At 58.9% G+C, this 19,297-nt stretch carries 14 protein-coding genes and 3 pseudogenes; 11 read left to right on the forward strand and 6 right to left on the reverse strand.

Going from position 1 to position 19,297, the window contains the following annotated elements:
• The coding region (locus ABIB78_RS37845; RefSeq protein ID WP_429034151.1) for a hypothetical protein at positions 1-248 on the forward strand (248 nt) is incomplete at its 5' end.
• A gap of 94 nt (positions 249-342) precedes the next feature.
• Here the strand turns inward: ABIB78_RS37845 and ABIB78_RS37850 are convergent.
• Positions 343-1,182, reverse strand: a complete 840-nt coding sequence (locus tag ABIB78_RS37850; protein ID WP_429034152.1) for a Crp/Fnr family transcriptional regulator — start codon at positions 1,180-1,182, stop codon at positions 343-345.
• A gap of 793 nt (positions 1,183-1,975) precedes the next feature.
• Positions 1,976-2,452 (reverse strand): Lrp/AsnC family transcriptional regulator, encoded by a 477-nt coding sequence (locus ABIB78_RS37855; protein ID WP_429034153.1) that lies wholly within the window; start codon positions 2,450-2,452, stop codon positions 1,976-1,978.
• A gap of 2,916 nt (positions 2,453-5,368) precedes the next feature.
• Between ABIB78_RS37855 and ABIB78_RS37860 the strand changes: the two genes are divergently transcribed.
• Together ABIB78_RS37860 and ABIB78_RS37865 are read left to right on the forward strand one after the other, a co-directional pair.
• Complete coding sequence (locus tag ABIB78_RS37860; protein ID WP_429034154.1) at positions 5,369-6,532, forward strand: glycoside hydrolase family 18 protein; 1,164 nt, start codon at positions 5,369-5,371, stop codon at positions 6,530-6,532.
• 632 nt (positions 6,533-7,164) lie between these two features.
• Complete coding sequence (locus ABIB78_RS37865) at positions 7,165-9,033, forward strand: alpha,alpha-trehalose-phosphate synthase (UDP-forming) (RefSeq protein WP_429034155.1); 1,869 nt, start codon at positions 7,165-7,167, stop codon at positions 9,031-9,033.
• 141 nt (positions 9,034-9,174) lie between these two features.
• Here the strand turns inward: ABIB78_RS37865 and ABIB78_RS37870 are convergent, their stop codons facing one another.
• Positions 9,175-9,402: a hypothetical protein gene (locus tag ABIB78_RS37870; RefSeq protein ID WP_429034156.1), complete on the reverse strand. Its 228-nt coding sequence runs from the start codon at positions 9,400-9,402 to the stop codon at positions 9,175-9,177.
• Positions 9,403-9,705: 303 nt separating this feature from the next.
• Between ABIB78_RS37870 and ABIB78_RS37875 the strand changes: the two genes are divergently transcribed.
• The 6 genes and pseudogenes from ABIB78_RS37875 (at position 9,706) to ABIB78_RS37900 (ending at position 14,996) form a co-directional block, all read left to right on the forward strand.
• Positions 9,706-11,325, forward strand: coding sequence for an acyltransferase family protein (locus ABIB78_RS37875; RefSeq protein ID WP_429034157.1), 1,620 nt, complete (start codon positions 9,706-9,708; stop codon positions 11,323-11,325).
• A 222-nt stretch (positions 11,326-11,547) separates the two neighbouring features.
• A complete protein-coding gene (locus ABIB78_RS37880) occupies positions 11,548-11,754 on the forward strand; it encodes a cold-shock protein (RefSeq protein ID WP_429034158.1) in 207 nt (68 codons plus the stop codon).
• 651 nt (positions 11,755-12,405) lie between these two features.
• Positions 12,406-12,822, forward strand: coding sequence for a hypothetical protein (locus tag ABIB78_RS37885; protein ID WP_429034159.1), 417 nt, complete (start codon positions 12,406-12,408; stop codon positions 12,820-12,822).
• Between the two features lie 122 nt (positions 12,823-12,944).
• On the forward strand, positions 12,945-13,415 hold the full coding sequence (locus ABIB78_RS37890) for a hypothetical protein (protein WP_429034160.1): 471 nt from the start codon (positions 12,945-12,947) through the stop codon (positions 13,413-13,415).
• Between the two features lie 975 nt (positions 13,416-14,390).
• Positions 14,391-14,713, forward strand: a pseudogene (locus ABIB78_RS37895) (type II toxin-antitoxin system RelE/ParE family toxin).
• A gap of 61 nt (positions 14,714-14,774) precedes the next feature.
• On the forward strand, positions 14,775-14,996 hold the full coding sequence (locus ABIB78_RS37900; protein WP_429034161.1) for a helix-turn-helix domain-containing protein: 222 nt from the start codon (positions 14,775-14,777) through the stop codon (positions 14,994-14,996).
• 21 nt (positions 14,997-15,017) lie between these two features.
• Here the strand turns inward: ABIB78_RS37900 and ABIB78_RS37905 are convergent.
• A pseudogene (locus ABIB78_RS37905) lies at positions 15,018-15,583 on the reverse strand (IS5/IS1182 family transposase); the annotation flags it as partial.
• Between the two features lie 855 nt (positions 15,584-16,438).
• A complete protein-coding gene (locus tag ABIB78_RS37910) occupies positions 16,439-17,050 on the reverse strand; it encodes an Lrp/AsnC family transcriptional regulator (RefSeq protein WP_429034162.1) in 612 nt (203 codons plus the stop codon).
• Between the two features lie 17 nt (positions 17,051-17,067).
• On the opposite strand from ABIB78_RS37910, the gene ABIB78_RS37915 reads away from it, so the two are divergent.
• Positions 17,068-17,817: an aspartate/glutamate racemase family protein gene (locus ABIB78_RS37915; protein ID WP_429034163.1), complete on the forward strand. Its 750-nt coding sequence runs from the start codon at positions 17,068-17,070 to the stop codon at positions 17,815-17,817.
• A 281-nt stretch (positions 17,818-18,098) separates the two neighbouring features.
• Here the strand turns inward: ABIB78_RS37915 and ABIB78_RS37920 are convergent.
• Positions 18,099-18,161: pseudogene (locus ABIB78_RS37920) on the reverse strand (hypothetical protein); the annotation flags it as partial.
• Positions 18,162-18,485: 324 nt separating this feature from the next.
• Here ABIB78_RS37920 and ABIB78_RS37925 point away from each other — a divergent pair.
• A complete protein-coding gene (locus ABIB78_RS37925) occupies positions 18,486-18,815 on the forward strand; it encodes a hypothetical protein (protein ID WP_429034164.1) in 330 nt (109 codons plus the stop codon).
• Positions 18,816-19,297: the final 482 nt, after the last annotated feature.

The raw sequence follows: 19,297 nt of genomic DNA on the forward strand, positions 1-19,297 counted from the left end.
GGCCGCACAGGGATTGGCTCCCGGAACTGCGGCGCAATGAGAACGATCTGAGGCTCGATGCGATCGCCGAGCGTCTGCTTGGCACGCACGGCGTGGAAGCTGACACGTCGATGCTGTCGCGCGCTTCTTCGCCGCCGAGGAGATCAGCCTCAAAGAAAGCGCGCACGCCAGCGAACAGGATCGTCCCGACGTCGCCGAGCGGCGGCAAGCGTGGCGGAGTGCGCAGCCGAGCCCCGGCCGCCGGTTGATTTTGCTCGACGAGAGCGTTTCCCCGCCTATGTCGAGCAAATTCTCGTCCCCATTCTGCGCGAAGGCGACACGGTGAACGCCGTTCGCAAGTTGCTAGCCCGCCTGTTCTTCGCTGTGGGGACGGGCTGATGTTGCGGCATAAGCGCCTGAGACGAGCTTGTAGCAACAGCATGCCTTTTCTTCGAGCGATTTGCGGTCATCGATCTGCAAGACGCCGCGCATCTTGCGAATCAGACCTTGCTCCTCGAAGCGGATCAACGTTTCCGTTACCCCAGCGCGGCGCAGTCCCAGCACTGACGAAAGGTAATCATGCGTAACTGGCAGCACGCGGGTATCAACAGCTTCGCTCGCAAGGCACAGCCAGCTCGCGAGCCGTTGTTCACGATGGTGCCGGACCCCGCATAATCCTGTCTGGACGCACTGAAACGTCAGTGCTTGAACGTATTCAAACAGATGGTCTCGGACCTCAGGATGCGCCTTCATCACGCGACGCAAATCCTCAACCCGAATTCTGTGCGCGCTTCCGGGGAAGATGACCACAGATTGGTGGGTTGAAAGATGTCCTCCCCACAAAAAAGAAGTGCCAACCACGCCCCGATAGCCTATTACTGCCGTTTCAAGCATACTGCCCGCGGCAACAACTCTCAGTGAGACGAGGCCGCTTTCAATAAAGTAGACATGCTCGACCGGCCTTTTTGGCTCTTGCAGAACCATTCGCTCTTTCAAGACGACCGGCTCAAGGCGCTCCCCTATTGCCGCAAGCTGTTGGATAGAAAGACGCGCTAAGATCACGTTCTTCACAAAGGGCCGCTTCGCAGGACGCACCGGAAGAGAACGTTGAAGCTCCGGTCGAGTGGTGCCGGGCAGCTGCTTGAGAGCTCGATCTGCGGAGCAGTCAAGCACTTCGAGGATGGCGGGCACGCGATCGGTCATGGTTCCTCTCCTGGCCCGAGGCTTTTGTTAGCCTGCGCGCTGACCGTAACGAGAACGTGATTGCAACTGTAGCAAGATCTTCATCTTGATTGATGCAACCAGTAACCCATCGACGCTCAAATCCCGCGTTGAGAGGCCTATATTCGACGAATTTCAACCAACCGAATCCGCGGGCGTGTGCCGGCTCGGACTAAAGGCACCACATTCTTGCTTTTACACCTGTCGCTATCACCGCGCTGAGTGCGTCCCACAACATTGCGTATGATCGGGCGCTATGTCGGTAGCAAACCGAGACAGCCGAGCAGACCAAGCCAAGCTCGGAAGCATGCCTGTCAAGCAATTGGCGGGTTGGCGAGTTACGTGGGGCGCCAAAGGAACGGCCTCTAAGCCCTGACGAGCGGCTTTCCGTCTCGAGAAAGAGTGGCGTCCATCGAAAGCAGACCTCGTCCTTTGTAGCTTGCATCGGTTAACCGCAATGGCGCGAGCTGACATCCCGTCAAAGTCGTCTCGGCTTAAGAATGTCCGCAGGAGCAACATGACCCGAGCGAAGGTCACCGAATAGGGCTCCTTGCTGTCCGGCGACAAAGACGGCCTTTGGCGCTCAGCGGGTCTGCGGTCGCGCTTCATCAGGCCAACGGCGTCGATAGGGTTCACGCACAATAGCGCATTGCCAAAAAGAGTGCGTCCTTGTCGATGCGTGCCCGATTGAGATCATTAAGAGGCCACGGCAGAGTGGAGCGGTCAAGTCAACGCCTCGATTGAGGGGGCGAGACGCTCGCCCGCATCATTGCGATTAGTCGCCCGAGGGAAGCTCAACTGGAACAGCAAAGCCTATCTTTACACGATCCAATATGACCATTGTCTTGAAGCCCTTGATGTCGCGGTTTTCATAGAAGAAGCGCCGCGTGAACTGCTCGTACTCCTCCATGGTCGGCGCGGTAATGTACAGGACGAAGTCGGCATCGCCCGTGACGTAGAAGCCATTGACGACGTCGGCGGATGATCTGATGGCTTTCTTGAATCTATCGATGATCTCGGCACTTTCCCGCTCCAAGGTCACCAGCGCAAGCACTTGAATAGGTCTTCCAACAGCCTTCGGCGATACAATGGACACATCCGCCTGGATGATGCCTTCCGAGCGAAGCCTCTTCAACCGTCGTTGGCACGCGGTAGGGGAAAGCCCGGCCATCTCGCCGATCACATCTGAAGTTAGACGGTTATTCTTTTGCACGATCTCGAGGATGCGGGCATCTATCCGATCGTATTGCATGATCACCTCCAGCCTGAGGCAAATTTCGCCGCGAGATGATCACTCAGTGCAGGAAATCCTCCAGGGTGAAAAATACGAGGAGATCTTCCGTGACAAAACCGCACGTTGGGTTGGTCTTGTCGCATCGCAATATCCGAGTAGGGGTGAGGACGGCGGCGTTCGGATTCCGCGACGGGAGCGGAGCAGCCGCCCGGGCTATTCTGTGGCCCGGGGTTTCGTTGTCGAAGAAGATGTGAACCAAAGTGAAGCCGAAACACAACCGAGACGCCGATTTGTAAATTCGTACGGAGGCGGCAGCTTGATTGAGCTCAGACAGGTATTTGCCCGCTGACAGGCGCGACGCAAGGCGCCTTTCTTGGCTCTGAGAGGCGAACTTCAGGTCGACTTCGTCCTCCAGGTCGATACAACTGAACGAGCCCTTCCAAGCGGTGTCCCTACCAAGCATTGACGCAAGGTGGCTATGTCAGCGGGATTGCCGCGGGTGAGCTTCTGCTCCTTTGGTGTCCCCACGGAAAGATCGAGACGGTGCTTGCAGTGCATGCCGTTCTCTGCAGAATCGCACTCCCAGCTCATCCGTACTTGGTCGCCCGCCGGAACTGCGAGCACCACATACTCCCTGTCACCCGAACTGCTCTCAACTCCAAAAAATAGCATGCGTCCTCCCGTGCGCTTTGCTCCAGGCACTTTGTTGGGATTGTCTATAGGATGACGCGCATGATGCGAATCAACCTTTGTTCTTTGAATCGGATTAACCTCTCCGTTAGCGCAACGTAGCTCGATCGCCACAGATAAAGGTGCCTCGGCCGCCTGGCGGCACGCGAGCCTCGCCAGCATCACTGGCGCAGTTGAATTGTCCTGGCGAAGGGCCAGCCCTACGTGTTTTCTCAGATCGCCTGGCTGTGCTCCCATGTGGCGTGTCGTGCCGCTTAAGCGTCCCCTGAATGATCGTACTTGCTGCGTCTCCATCCGTTCCGCGGTTGAGCTTCGCAACCCGAATGTTCTTTCGGAACCAGTTACATCGGCGATGTTCGCCGCCGTGCAGACAGTGCGCTTCGGCTCAACTATGCAACCCGAGCAAACAAAATTGAACCACGAGTAGCGCGGGCCACGACTGGGATCGCCAATGGGCCTAGTAGCTCTGCACAGTGATTTTGACTGGTTAACACTATCGGAGAGTTGCCAGCAATCCACGAAGAGGGAACGAGCCGGTACAAGAAAAGACGTGACAGCGGTTCGTCAACAAAGCGCAGCAGATTTGACGCAAACCGCGGGTTAGCTGTTGTCGCCTGGTTGGGCCTGATGTCCTATGCCTCCGCGACCGAGCCGTTGCGCGCCGCCAACCGACTTGCCGAGCAGTCTCTCTACGATGTCAAGCCGCTATCCCTGGACGGAGCGGCCGTCGCGAGTCCACCAGGTGCCATTGTCCGGTGCAAGCAGGTTCTACGATCAAATTCCTCGGGCAATTGAAGCGTCTCCGCACTGAGCGAGTATGCCGCAGGCGGTTGGCACAACCGTGACGATCGGGCATTTCGGGTCAATTGGTCACGATGAAAATCGATCGGCGATCGTGATAGCGGTGATCTCTCACCATACCCTCGCGTAGCGCTCATGGCTCATCAAGACGTCGAGGGGAGCCACAAGGTTCTGGTAGGTCAAATTGGGCTTGAAGCTGACGTAAGGCCATATTGTAGCGTCGCCCGCGAAACATGACCAACAGCAGGCTCAATCCGATAATGCAATTTAGATTTTCAGACTTCGACGACGTGCGCACCGCAAACAGAGCATGTAGCAAGGCCTCGGGAGTAGGTTATCGTCACGGTAAACTGCGCGGGACGCCGGATCTCGAGCAGCAGGCAGCTGCAGCTCTTGACATATGGACTTGGTGTCTGTCGCCTCAAGAAAGGATCAGCTACATCCGAAAACATCGTTCCCAATTCCGGTTTGACAGCTACGGCCAGATGATCGGTGTCGTCCGCGGTCGTTACTTCAGTGGTTGCGCATCCGACCTCATCAAATGGCGAAATCGATTCAGGGCCAACACGTGGCGTGCTGTCGTGTTGTTTTGCGTTGGGACTTGGGCAATCCTCATTTATGCTGCCCTCCGAGTGCTTGATATTGTTCACAATTGACTGGAGTTCCCATAGTAGGGCCGTTCACCTCCGCGTGAATTGAAAGTCTTTGGTATGCGCGTGAACGGTTGCAAGCCGACTCGTGTCTGCAGCCGTCGCTCGGACTCGTCCCATCTTCGGCGCGTTACGGATTGGGTTCACGTGCCATCGGATAGTCATGAGATTGCCGCCCACGAACAGGGCCCCGTCTCGGTTGGTCGTCTGATGATCCAATCTTGATCAGAAACTCCTGCCGGAGCTGATCCGACCGTCGGACCCAACCTTGTCAAAATCACTGTGCAGAGCCACTAGCTGGCCGCTACGTTGCAACCCAGAACGCCGAGCGGCTTCCCCAGCACGACGCAAACTGCAAGCGGCCGAGGCAGAAGCCTGCTGGTAGCCTATTTTGCTGGAGGCGCGAAGGGATGCGTCCGACGGCTCGATTTCTGAGCGAAGATGTTGCTATCGACGCACAAATCTGTACGTAACGGGCGGTGCATATGCATTCTCCGCCGACGTGCTTCAACCCATGCCGATTTGTTCAAAGAGCCGAGCTGCAGTTTCGTTCGTTTGGCGCGTGATCGAAAACGCCCGCATTGTTTGTGCCTTCCGGCAGAGCGATTTAAGAGTCGGCGACCTTGGCGCCTTACCATTCTCGGTAATGAGAAGCGGTTATGTCATGGAGGTCGGCTATCGGCTGGGGCAGGGGGCACGATGTGACAGAGAGCCAAGGTGGTGATCCGTGACAGTTGATAGAAGAAGCTTCGCTGCAGGAGGGTTTTCTACGCTCGCATTCGGATACGCGCTGATGCGCCAGGGGCGGACTACGCCGGCCAGGCGCCCCATCGTCGCCGGCTATATTGCTCCGTGGAAGGCGCGGGCGGGCGGTCCAAGCATCAAGACGATCCCGGCGCGCGAGCTGACCCATTTGATGTACGCGTTCGGCAACGTTTCGGCGCAGGGACTGGCTGAACTTGCGGATCGTTGCCTCGATGCAGGAGCCTGTGACGGAACCTCGCCACCGCGCCCGTTCGGCGGCAATTTCGCTCAACTCGCCGAATTGAAGCAGCACAGTCCGGAGCTTCGAATCCTGATTTCGTTGGGCGGTTGGAGCGGATCGAAATATTTCTCGGTCGCCGCTGCCACGCCGATGTCGCGCGCGCGGTTCGCACAATCAGTCATCGAGACGTTCTTTCGGCCGTATCCGGGCCTGTTTGACGGTGTGGATGTCGACTGGGAGTTTCCCGTGTCGGGAGGACGGGCAGGCAATCTCGTGCGCCTTGAGGACCGGAATAATTTTACACTCCTGATCGCGGAGCTCCGCCGAGGACTCACCGAGTGCTCCGTATCCGAGCGCAGGGAGCTGGAGCTCACCATTGCCGTGTCAGCCGTCCCCGACAAGATTGTCAATCTGGAGGTCGCCGCTCTGGGCCGGCTGGTCGACCGGGTTCATCTGATGGCCTACGACTATTACGCGGGCTCGGCCTTTGCCGGATTCAATGCTCCGCTGTTCGCCTGTGCCGGCGATCCAAGTCCCGAACTCAATGTCAATGCAAGTGTGAATGCCTTGATCCGGGCCGGCGTACCGCCGGCCAAGATCACGCTCGGCGTAGCCTTCTATGGCCGAGCCGTTGCGAACGTGTCCCAAGAGAACGGGGGACTCTTCCAAAAGGGGGCAACGGCAAGCGAGGAGTGGGGAGGCAGCGACGGCATCGATTACCGGGATCTGATTGCCCGGCGACCGGAAGAGCAGGGTTTTCGTCGGTATTGGAGCGACGAGGCCCAGGTACCGTGGCTCTATGACGCCGAACGGCGCATATGGATCAGCTATGACGATCCGCTCTCCATCGCACGCAAGACGATGTACGCGCACGCCCATGGGCTCGCCGGGATCATGTTCTGGGACCTGTTCGCCGACGATGGTTCGCTGCTCGCCGCACTCCGCATCGCTCCTGCGCGAAGATCGGAATAGCAGTGAGGTCATCACGTCGCCCGCAAGCAGGTCTTCGGTGTGCCTCGAGCGAAGACCGCTGCGCAGTGCGCTCGATACTCTGAGACAGGACCAGAGCCGCATCCGCTTGAGAACCGAACGTCGGAAATCCGACGAGCGGTCGCGTCGTTCCAGAACCACGACCGTGACGTAAACCGTTTCCATTGTCCACATCGCAGCTGTGACAGCGCTGGTCGATCACGGGTATTTGTTCCATATATCTCAGGACGCCGCCGATGCCGGCGACCAGACTCTGCGCCGTTCCAAGCCAGATCAACTACGCCAATGCTTGCCGATCCGCGCGGGCGGCCACGCAAGTGATGATCACCTGCGCTCAAGTGGGTGTCACGACAGCGCTCGGACTCCTTGATGGCGTCGAGGGCTCATCATGTCCTCGCCGAGACCGCCTATGACGGCAACGGTCCTGCTCCGACGCGCCGGTGCCTCATCCGTCACAATCGGGCCGAAGTCCTGGATGGGACCGATGCGGCGATTTGGTTCGGCGACTCGTCAGCTTCTCGAAAGCTGGATCTGCCAGACTGGCGAAGTGGAGACATCTCGGGGCTGATCTGCAAACTGCATCAAACGCAAACATCGTCGAACGGAGTTACGAGATGGATCGAATCCATAACACTCTCGACGCGGCAACATCGGCTTCCGGCGGTACATCACGCCTTGTTCAGCAACATGAAATCGTAGATCAGGCGGCCTTAGACCTGCACCTGGTCGAGATGCCGCTTGGGCCGGAGCAACAAGCCGGTGCAGGTCCTTCCCATCCAGTTGTCTCGGGTGACCAGGAGGATCGCCTCCATGCGGAAACCCGGCAACCCGACATGAAGCTTGTCGTTATTTCGAACCGCGTTGCGCCCTTCGACCGGACCAAACCCCAGACGGGTGGACTTGCCGCTGCCCTCGAGCGGGTCGTCAAACGGTCCGGCGCGGTCTGGATCGGCTGCTCGGAGAACGGGGGCGACGGGACTGAGCAGCCCCTGCCTCTCGTGCAGACTGGCGAAGGCCATGTGGCGAGGCTCGACCCGCCAGCGGCGCACTATCCTGGCTACTATCGAGGTTTTTCCAATTCGACGTTGTGGCCGGCATTGCACTCCCTGCCCGACCGGATGTCGGGCTCGGAAGAGGATTACGGCAGCTATCGAAAGGTCAACGATTTTGTCGCGCGCGCGGCGTTCGGCTTGCGGGATCGGGGCGCATTCTGGGTGCACGATTATCATTTGCTTCCACTCGGGGCCGATCTGCGCAAGCTCGGCATCGAGCGGCCGACCGGATTTTTCCTGCATACGCCATGGCCGGCGCCTGACATGATTGCGCGCGTACCCAATCATCGCGAACTGATGACATCGATGCTGGAGTACGATTTGCTCGGCTTTCAGACGAACCGGGATCTCAACAATTTTCTCGCCAGCCTCCATTCCCACCTCGGGTTGGAGAGCCGCGACGGGGTTGTGGTCACGGAGCGCGGCCAGACCAGGTGTCAAAAGTTCCCGATCGGTATCGATCCAAGGCAGTTCGCACAATATCTTGCTGCAGGCCTGGCTGGTGCGGAGCAGGAAAAAATCTCGTCCTTGCTGGCGAACTTTCAGGGTGCGAGGTTTGCGATCGGCGTCGAGCGGCTCGACTACACCAAGGGTATCGACAAGCGGGTCGAAGCTTTCAATCAGGTTTTAACGAAAGCCGAGCCGCGCAGCATCTCGCTCTTGCAGATCGCGTCCTCCTCACGCGCCGACGTCGAAGAGTACCGAAAGTATAAGGACGATGTGGAGAGCCTGATCTACCAGGTCAATGCCGAGCACGGCACGGACGAGTGGCGTCCGATCCACTATAAAAACGATTCGTTCAGCCAGGCTGCACTCGCGCATCTTTATCGCGCTGCACATGTCGGCGTCGTGACGCCGTTGCGTGATGGCATGAATCTCGTGGCGAAAGAATATGTTGCGGCACAGGATCCGAAGGATCCCGGCGTTCTGGTATTGTCGAAGTTTGCGGGGGCCGCTGAAGACTTCAACGAGAACGAGGCGCTGCTGATCGATCCGGAGCGACCTAACGAGATCGCGGACGCGATTTTGAAGGCGGCCAACATGCCGCTTGAGGAGCGTGTCACGCGCTGGCGGTCGATGATGGACAAACTTGAGGCCTATGCGATCCACGACTGGTCGGCGGACTACGTTCGGGAGCTGGACAAAAGTCGGGTCACGGTTCCGGCTGATTACTTCCGGCATCTCGGTTTCGGCTGGACAAACGAGCATCAGATGCCCCTGTACCCGAACTTGGCCGAGGCGGTGGCCGCCTACGATGAGATCGATCCCGCGAATGCCGGGTTGAAAGAGACAGCCTATACCAACGTGAAATCGGCTTCTGACGCGTTAGCGGCCCCACTGAAGCATACACAGGATAGACTTTGGGACCTGCCGACGGCGAGAGCTCCGCTCAACCGCCGCTACGGACAACAGCCCGACGCGAGGGATTGACTGGGCGAGACGCCTATCACGGCGGACTACACGCTCCCGTAGTGGGAGCTGCAGAGCGCAATCCGAAACCGGCGCGTGGACCCACTCTTGCAGCCCGCGCGATCCGGTTCGATGCTGTGGAGGGATCGTGAAGGAGCTCCATCAAGCTTCCATGGAAATGGTCATCAGTGCGGCCGAGACGTTCGGCTGGGTCCTTTCGCGTTTACGAGACGGCTTTCCGGTTTTCCAATCAGCTTGCACGACGAGCTCCAGACATCCTTGCCGATATGTCGACTTCGCCTCGGCCTCAAATTGCCTGCAAACCGCCCTGAGCAGAAAGCTTTCCGGAGAGCGAATGCGCAGTTCAGTGAATTTGACGCTCACCGCCATGCACCACACGCGCTCAGGCAAGGACCGTGGCCTTGATCCCGGCCACCCTACCAGAAGACAGAGGTTCAGCTCCAGCTGGCTTCCCGATAAAAGCTGCGCAGGCGGATTGAGCGTATTGACAACGCCAAGGAGTTTTTGCGGATCCCGCCCGGCATGGCACGCATCGCCCGATGCGAGGGGCTTTCTTTGCCTCTCTTGCTCTCTCGTAGGTGCAATTGAAGGCGTGGGCCCGGCCAGACTGTTCTTTGCACCCATCGAACAGGTAGAGAATTTCGACGCACTGCCGCGACTGACGAGACATCGATGGTGAAGCAGATACCTGCGTTGACCGGCATCCGGTTTATCGCGGCAGCAGCAGTAGCATTATCTCACGGCGGCAGCTTGTTCGTCGATGGCACCAGCCTGGCACTCGATATCATGGTCGGGACACTGGGCTTGCTCGGGATGTCCGTCTTCTTCACGCTCAGTGGTTTTGTCATTCAATACAACTATGGCAGGTCGGTTGCCGACAGTCCTCGCAAAGCGATCCCGGACTTTCTCGTGGCGCGCCTGGCACGAATCTATCCCCTCTTTGTCGTTCTCTTCCTTTTTGAACTGCTGACCGGTCCGATGGTCTGGCCATCGCTTCTAGGAACGCCAAGGGCGACAGAGGGATTTTCGTGGCACATTGTTCCTTTTCAACTCGGGATGATCCAGACTTGGTTCTTCGCCAATGTAGCTGGTGTGGCGCCCGTCTGGCAGTACGAGCCGATTGGCATGGTCAGTTGGTCAGTGAGTACCGAATGGTTCTTCTATCTCGTTTTTCCGATCGTTTGCCCGGTACTTGCGCGCATCAGAACTGTGCCTGCCGCGATGATGTGCGCGGTCGGCGCAGTGACAATCGAGTTGGGTATCGACGTTGCAGTGTTAATGCTTCAGAGCCGGATCAATCTGTTTGCGCTTCATGCCTATGGGACGGAGGCGGCTCTGCCGAACTGGAAAAACAGTCTCATCCTCTGGATCGTGTACTTCGCGCCGTTTTGCAGGGTTTGGGAATTCGTTCTTGGCTGTTGTTTGGCGAAGCTCCATGAACTGTGGCTGGCGCAGGATTTTAGGCCACCCCGAGCGCTACTTGATGGCGCCGCATTGATTGGCGTCGTGGCGATAGGCTGGGTTTTCTGGTTCACCGCCCATAAACCGCCATTCGGGGCGTTGATGAGCCTGTTCGATATTGCACGCAATAATATCGCTCTGGCGGCACCCGTTGCGCTCATCCTCATTACCGCGGCTCAGCCCGTCTGCAGTGCAGGGCGGTTGTTGTCGGCAAGGTGGCTTGTCTTCCTGGGAGAAGCCAGCTTTGCCCTTTATCTTGTGCACATCATCATCTACCAGCGTTTTCCGGAGGTGCGCTGGGAAACTGGTAGCGAACTGCTCGGCCATCTCGGTGCGCTGGCTCTTGCTTTCACCCTGGCTACTTGCGTCGCGATCCTGCTGCATTTCGGATTCGAGGTGCCGGCGCGAAAGCTAATTCGTGGATGCTTTCAATCGGCCTCGCCAGAACAGCGCAGGCGCCTCGTTCGATGGGCCAGTGTGGCCTTTGCCCTGCTTGTCGTCGCAGCCGTAACGTATGCGCTGCGGGACGCGACCCGAGATGCCGTCACACAACCAGGTATTTCAGTAGTTGCGGGCACGTATGGCGGCAACTGTCGTTGGATCTCGGCGCGCGGCAACGCCACGCGTGAGCTTGCCGCGGCCTGCAGTGGCAAAGACGAGTGTACTTTCAAGGTAAGCATCGACCAGATTGGTGATCCTGCTCCGGGCTGCGCGAAGGAGTTTACGGCCGCCTGGTTCTGCAAGGGTGACCGGACGATCCGCTCCAGTTCGGTGCGTGGCATTGTCTCGGCTCTGCAACTCTCCTGTAACCGGCAAGCCGGCGACGAATGACAGGCAAGTCAAAACCGCCTCAAATACTGAAGCCTCAAAGCGAACTGTCCTCCAGGCGAAGCCTTGCTGGCAGCTCCCCACGCAAAGCGGCGGGACCTAAGCCGTGCGGCAAAAAAAGCCGAGGACGTGACCTACGCGGCAGGCCGTGCGTCTCCTGCCACCCATCTTGATGGCTGCGAGACTCTTCGTTAGATCACAATCGTTCAATTATGGAGACAAGCCGTGGCAATGGGTATTGTGAAGTGGTTCAATGCGACGAAAGGGTATGGCTTCATTAGGCCGGAGGACGGAGGTCCCGACGTCTTCGTGCACATCAGCGCCGTCGAAAAAGCCGGCTACGCCAGCCTCGAAGAGGGCGCCCGGGTAAGTTACGAACTCAAGGCTGGGCGTTCGGGCAAGATGTCAGCCGAGGATCTGCGGGTTGGCTGATCCAATTCGGCTCTGGGAAACTGCCGCCTGCTAGGCCTTCTCGCAGCTGCATCCCGCGATGCCTCGTCACGGACGCGCCGGGCGTCTGCGTACTACTATCTCTTTTGCGCATCAGGCTGTGTGACAAACTGCATGATAGCTTAATCTCTTAAAGCCGCAGATCGACCAATGCCGCGGGAGTTTGAGGCTTTATCGGCGAGCTGTGGTGTGCTGTGGCAAGACATTCCTGTCAATAGGCTCAGAACGGTCCGAACCGTACGCTCCTCTGCGTCCAATAGCCCAAGCTGGGCATGCCGCGCATAGCGCCGCAAGCAACAATGCCATCGGCTGGTGCTCCCGATCGAAACGCGATGCTGTAGCTCATGAAGGAACGCGTCCAGTTGAGTTCGTAAGTTATGGACGATACTTGCCGGCGGCGTTGCAGCTCGAGGGCAATTTCCGCTACGCTGATGTCTGTGCCTTTCGAGGATCGATGCAGACGAACTCGTGCATTTGGCTTGATACGGCGCGGCGACGTCAAATCTGGAGCGCCAGCGCTCGCGGTTAGCCAATATTGTTGAGGTTAACCGCGCCATGTTGTTGACGGTGCGCCCCTAGCCTTGATCCATTGCACCGGAACTGCATACGCCCAGCCCATCGGAGACACGGGAAGTGTCCTTCCAGCTGACTGTCCTAAAAGTACTGGCCGGCCAGCCCGCCGGGCGGGCCTCCGTTGCCGAAGTTCGACGGGCCGTTGAAATCCTGATGAACAGCGGCCATGACTGGACCGATCGCATGAAGCGGTTGGCAGAATATGCGCCTGACCTGAATATCTTCTCGGCCAGGTTTGTCTTTCGCGATGATCTCGGCTGGGAAATCACGGAAGAAGGGCGGCAATTCCTCTCTGCGCTCGAAAAGGCCGCCGCCGATCAGAGAGAGTTGCCTCGATCAACCAGCGATGCCTCATCCAGCGAAGTCACTGCGCAACCCGTCACGGATGCGGCAAAATCACTTATTCCTCCCCGTAGTCGCCGACAGAGGCCGCGGCGTCGCCGCAGGAAAGGCGGATCTGATCGACATACAGCATGACGTGGCGCCGCTTTAACTTGTCACCCGGCTTCAGGCGGAGGTGCGCGGCACTTAATCATTAGTAGAATGCAATATTTCTCGCAGCATCGATCAAATTTGCGCAAGCTATTGGTGGCTCGGACATGATTGTCCTTTCCGACAGGCGAAAGCCTGCGCGCAATCCGTCGCTGGATAACGTCATGATCAGGTTTGCTCAACGGGACCGCGACTTCTTGTGTGCGCAGACCGAGACCGACGACCGTCCCCAGGCCAGGCATTGGAGCGGCTGGCGGAGTTGGATGCCGCTCGGCACGAGGCCCCGGAAATGCCAGCGACCGATCGTCATCGTCGGCAGTGCCGGCGGCGCAGCAGGAAATGAACCCAGGAAGAGGGTCGCCTGGCGATCATCGGCGCCACACGACGATCGGCATGATGCTGCCGCTCGTCGGCATGATGACCATGATCGTCCCGGCAAAGTCACCAGCATCGTCATCTCCAGCCGTACCAGCAGCAGCACCAGCGGCAATACCATGTTCGCGTCGCGATCTGCGCCGCCGGAATTGCCGATGGCCCAGCGGCTGCTGGCTACTCCACATCGATCAGCTTGGTTGTGATCACCGCAAAACCGCCTACCAACACTCACGGTGAAATCAGCGCAGGCTAATGTTGGGTTCGAGCTTTGCCGCCGATTTTCGATGATCTGGCTGCGACTTATAAAATCGAGTCAATTCCTAGAGCTCGGAATCGAGCCGTTCTTATGGTGGACCAAACAAGGCGAACGGGACCTATGCGTGCAATGTCGTCTGGCGAAGAGGCGCATGGGTGGGCGTCGCGTTTGTGACTGAGCGACACGAGCGCTTGCTTCCAAAAGCGTTGGGGAATTGCGGGAAAACTATCGCAATGTAACCTACATCATATGCAGCCCAGCAGTTTGACTGGCACTATCCTGCGGCGATCTCAGCGGGATGCGTTCGACGTATCCTTAGCCCTCGCGTCGCCATCGGCATCCGTGTCGGCGAACTGCTCCAGGAAAGAGCCTGTCGAAATAACTGCGGTAGTAAAAAGCAGAAGGTATGCGTTGGATCCAGCTCTGCCCGTGGCCTTATAATGAGCCAACCAGATACGCACGGACCTCCAGAAATCGGTCGAAAGATCCGAGAGACGGTCGCCGTGCGCTTTGCGTTTGAGGGAAGCCAACGCAATTCGGCCGTCCGCTGCCACGAATCAACGTCGTCGTTTCGCTCGATGTAGACGACGCAGTCTTCAGGAAGCGCCAAAATTCTCAACAGAGCAAATCTGGGTTGGAAAATGTAGCCAAGCCCTTGCTCTGCAGCCGAAAACGGCGAGCCGGTCTCAGACATGCAATATGCGATGCATTAAAGATATAGGATGCTCAGATCCTCGCCCGAGCGCAATAAAGCGCCGATATTCATATTACATTCGTGTCCGCCACAATAATTTCGATGCGGCTCTTTTGGCCGCGTGCAGTGCGTTGCGGCGAGGGGACGCCCCGACGACTAGGCGCGTCCCACTTGTCCGGGGCTTGAGAGAGCCCGGCCTCGATGTATCGATTCTGATACATTTGGTGTATGAAGCCCATTTCGTTCCTCGGGGACAGCCGGGATGCCCATTCGCGACTTCCCCGACGGCGTTCGATACCGGGCTGGCGTCGAGCTTCGTGCAGTGCAGAACGGCTTGGACCCGAACGATTGGAAGCCGAAAGGCGGTCGGCTCAGGCGTACGTGAAATCAGGATCAGGGACGCATCGGGAGCGTTCCGCATCATCTATCTGGCGGCGCTGGCGGATCGGATCCTCGTGTTCCATGCGTTCCAGAAGAAAATGCAGCAGACGGCGCAGCGGGATATCGAACTGGCCGCAAAACGGCTCAAGGATTGGAAGGCACAACAATGAATGTGGAGACCTTCGATAGCGTCTTCGACGTTCTGGCGGATACTCAGGCGGAGGCGGCAACATGACCGCTCGCGCCGATTTGCTGTTAGCTATCCGCGAGCGGATAAAGGAATGGAATCTCACGCAGGAGGATGCGGCCGCGCGCCTCGGGCTGACGCGGCCCCGCCTCAACGACCTGATGCGTGGCAAGCTCGACAAGTTCTCGCTCGACGCACTCGTCAATATCGCTGCGGCCGCCGGATTCAGGCTGCACATCGAGCTTGAGGACGTGAAGGCAGCCTGAAGGCTTCACGTCCAACACGGGTCATCTATTGAAGCGCATCGTAGTTTGTGTGATTAGTCGACCGTGAAGAACTGAGATTTTGGCCGGGGTGAGCCGCGGTTCGAGGCTGAGCCGAGCGAGGATTTCCGACAGCAGAAGGCTCAGCCATTTGATGAGGCGACGGAAGTTGTAGCCGGCGGCGGCGAGGACGGCGTTAACGGCATCGCCAGCCCGGTGCCAGAAACAGTTGGGGCCCAATCGATGCTCGGGTTTGAGATGGCCGATGACCGGCTCGACGGCGGAGCGCCTGCGAAGCTCGCGCTTGATCTTTGGCGTGACCCGCCGCTTCTGGCCCGAGGTGAATACCCTGAACTTGTAATCGGGCGGGGCGTTGTGGCAACGATAGCCCTTGTCGAAGAGAACGCGCTCGATGGTGTTGCCGATCAGCGCCTCCATCTCGGGGATGATGGTGGCCAGCGTGTGGCCATCATAGGGTTGCCGGGCAGCACCTTTACGTGAGCGACGAACTGCCCGCCTTTGGCGTGCGATAGCGTCGTGGCGACGCAGACTTTGACCCCGAACTCGTAAGGCCGGTGCGCCTTGCCTTTCTTCGCGACGAACTCTTCCAGATCGTTCGACGTGCACCTGGCCTCGTCCGGATCGTGCGGCCAGTTTCGGCAAGCGTCGAGCACGGCGATGCGGGACGCGGCGCCACTTGCGGCCTCGACGAAGGCGTTCAGGCCTACGGCGGCGGTGTAGCGCAAGCCAGCGGCGGTCGACGGGAAACTGAAGTCAACCGCAAGGAAGTAGCCGCTGCCATGGCGTTCGACGGCATGGCCGGCGAGATAGATCAGCGCCAGTTCCGCGCTCTGCGCCGCTGGCCTGAAGGCCTTGAGGGCGGCGTCGATGGCCGTCAGGTTAGGATCGAGGACGATCGACGCCGAGAAGCCCCGCGCGCGCCAGCGCGTCCGCCACGCGGCGGGCGTCGCCGACGGCATTGTCAAATTCCGTGCCGGGATAAGCGATCGCGCCAATCACCAGCGCATGGCGTCCGTTCATGATGTTGCGGGGCCTCCTTTTTTGGCCAGAGCTCGCATTTGTAGCCGTCTGGCAGGCAAAAGGCGCTACGTCCGCTCCTACTAACGCCGGTCGTTCGTCGCGAATACGACCCAACGGCGGGAAGGTCCCAACTACCGACATCCTGCGCTCTGGCCTCGCGAGCAGCCAATGTCCGCTCTGGGTACCCGATGCCGTTCATCTTCACCTCGACCAAGGACGACCGCGTGCATCCTGCGCACGGCCGCCGCGAAGCTCGCCACGCCTGGTCAATCTTATTTTTACTATGAGAACATCGATAAGGGACATGGCACCGCCGCCAAACTCGTCGAACATGCGCGCCGGCTGGCTCTCGAATACACATATGTATCCAGGCGGCTTTGCCCTGAGCCGCCGGCAACCACACTCTAAACATAGGTCAAGGGTACAGTGGTCGTAAACTTCAGCTCCTCCATGCTGATGAACGAGCTGACGTCAGCGAAGTCGAGCCGCGTGATCAGCTTCTTGTAGACCGCATCATAGACCTCTACGCCCGGCACCACGAGGCGGAGCAGATAATCGGTTTCGCCTGTCAGGCGATAGGCTTCGACGATTTCCGGAATATCTGCAATGGCGCGGCGGAAGTCCTCGAGCCACCCGATCGAATGATTCGACGTGCGTACACCCATGAACACAGTCATCGGCACGTTGGCTTTGCGTCGATCAACCAGTGCGACGCGCCGGCAGATCAGCCCGCTGTCCTCCATGTGCTTGATGCGCCGCCAACAGGCGGACACCGAAAGATTGGTCGATTCGGCAAGCGTTGTGACAGGAATTGCTGCGTCCAGCTGTAACTTGTCCAGAATCTTCCGGTCGCGATCGTCCAACGGCATGTCCTTTCCGCCGGCTTCGGGCTCGGGCGAGAAGAGTTTTTGTAATTGGAGAGATAAGGCCTTTGATTTGCACTTTCCAGAGACATTGCGCGAAACAACGCCGGGATTTGCCGCCGAAAGCGCGGTAAGCCTGTGTCGCCTTCGCATGAAGTGGAGTTCTCAAAGTGCAGCAGACGATCGGGCTGATCGGAGGGATGAGCTGGGAAAGCACGGCCATCTATTACAGGGAAATCAATGAAATCGTCCGTCAGCGCCGCGGCGGCCTCGCCTCGGCCGACATCTTGCTGCGCTCGGTTGACTTTGAGGATATTGTCGTCCTTCAGAAGGCAGGAGAATGGAATCAAGCCGCTGTCTACCTGGCAAGGATCGCCAGGCAGCTGGTGGACGCGGGTGCCGACTGCATCCTGATCTGCACCAATACGATGCATGTGATTGCCGACGCAATTGCTGCGGAGCTGAGTGTCCCGCTCATCAACATTGTCGATGTGACCGCTGCGGCTCTCGTCGCCGCTCCCGTCAGGCGACCGCTGTTGCTGGCGACCCGCTACACGATGGAGCAGCCGTTCTATTGTGATCGCCTGCGGGAGCGGTTCGGCCTTTCACCTGTCATACCGGCGCAGGACGACCGAAGCCGGATCCACAATGTCATCTTCGATGAGCTGTGCTGCGGCGCCATTTCTGATCAGTCGCGCCAGGCCTTTATCGACATCATCGCGCGCGGTCGTGCACGGGGCGCCGACGCGGTCATCCTCGGCTGCACGGAGATTGGTCTTCTCATCGGCCCCGAACATACAGAACTGCCGGTGTTCGATTCCACCAGGCTGCACGCCAGGGCGGCAGCTGATTTCGCTGAGGGCAAACTGTCAGCTGGTGCTGTGCCCGGTCGAAGCCTCACAGAAACGCGCGGCCGATGATCTCCTCGCCGATCGAGACCAGATCTCGCGCTGGGTGGTGACGCCGCCGCCGGCGTCAGCGGGTTCTCAACGCCGCTGCACCTGGCCGTGCCGCGCCGTCCGGTGCTCCAGGAACGGCAGTTGATGCCGATGCAAAACGGGATCATGAACAGGGCTGTTGCAACCTGGAACGCCATCTGATGGGCGGGGTGCCGGCAAGATGCCCCAGGCGAGTCCGAACAGAGATATTGCTGGGCAAGCCGTGCCATGGCCGGGTCGTGGCCGAGCGTCAGCATAATTTCCTCCCCATGCACCGGCAAAGCCGTGATCGGCGCCGACATCGCGACTGCAACCCACAGGCCCATGCGGAGCGAACGCCGTACCAGTGCTGCGTTCGCGGCACCACATGCTTGCGCCGCGAGCGGCCCGCGGATAACCGCGGCTCTCGAAATCCCCCGATCGGATTGAAGGCGCTTGCCCGGCTCCAGGATCGATGACGGCGCAAGACCCTTGTTGCGTTCGAGCGGGCCCTCGCAGCAACTCAAATTCAGGCACGCTGTGGTTTGCTATGCCTTGCACAAGAGATCAATGCGATCGGCCTTGCTCGCGGCGAATTCATATTCCCGTGAGCTTTTCGAAAGCTTGCGGCTGCAAAGATCGAAGATCTGATTGTCGCTGAACGGTTGAGCGTGGCCGGCAGGCCATCAATTGCCGATCGAATCGACCGCGAGCTGCAAAACGCGCAATTGGAAAATCCGGAGGCGGAAAACCACCAGCTGGAAGCTGAGCTCGATGAGGACGTGGACGTCTATGCAAAGGACCGCGGCAGACGCATCAAGGCGGCTTTGAAGAAGCTGCGGGAAGTCGGTGCCGGAAACGCCTTGGCAACCGATGTCCGCCGCCTGGTCCCCATGGCGCGGACGCAGCCCTCATCGGCAGGTGGGCCGCGACGGAAAAGGCGACGCACAGGATCGAGCCAAAGACGATGGACAGGCAAGTTCGCCGCCTGTCCAGGCTGAGTGAGTGGCTACAGACGCACGACAAGCAGCCGATGGCCGGCCGACTTTTCACCCCTGAGTTCGCCCAGGATGTCGAGGAGTACAGGCACCAAACCGAGGACAGCAAAATCAACGCTGATTTACTAAGGCGTGGGCGCTACCAGCAAATCCTTGAGGCGAACAGGGCGCTCAGATTACGTCCTCCTGAGGACGCGGGGCAGCCTTCCGGGAAGCTGCTCGACAGGCGCACTCGTCACAGGAGCTTTCCGCAACGCCGGCCACGGCAAGCGCCAGGAGGATGTGGGAAAGCTCGCCAATAACGTCGGTTTGCTGACGCTGGCTATTCGTGATGGCAAGGCCGAATCCTTTTGGGTTCGAGGCGGTGCTGCGCGAGCTGCAAGCATTTAGCCCGGATTTCTCACAGTGTTGAGGCGCATCGGGGCGCGAATCAGCGAAAGTTCTTTTGCGAGAAGGACTTTGCGGTGGTTCAAGGAATGCCCCGA

The organism is Bradyrhizobium sp. I1.14.4, assembly GCF_050435825.1.
GTDB lineage: Bacteria > Pseudomonadota > Alphaproteobacteria > Rhizobiales > Xanthobacteraceae > Bradyrhizobium.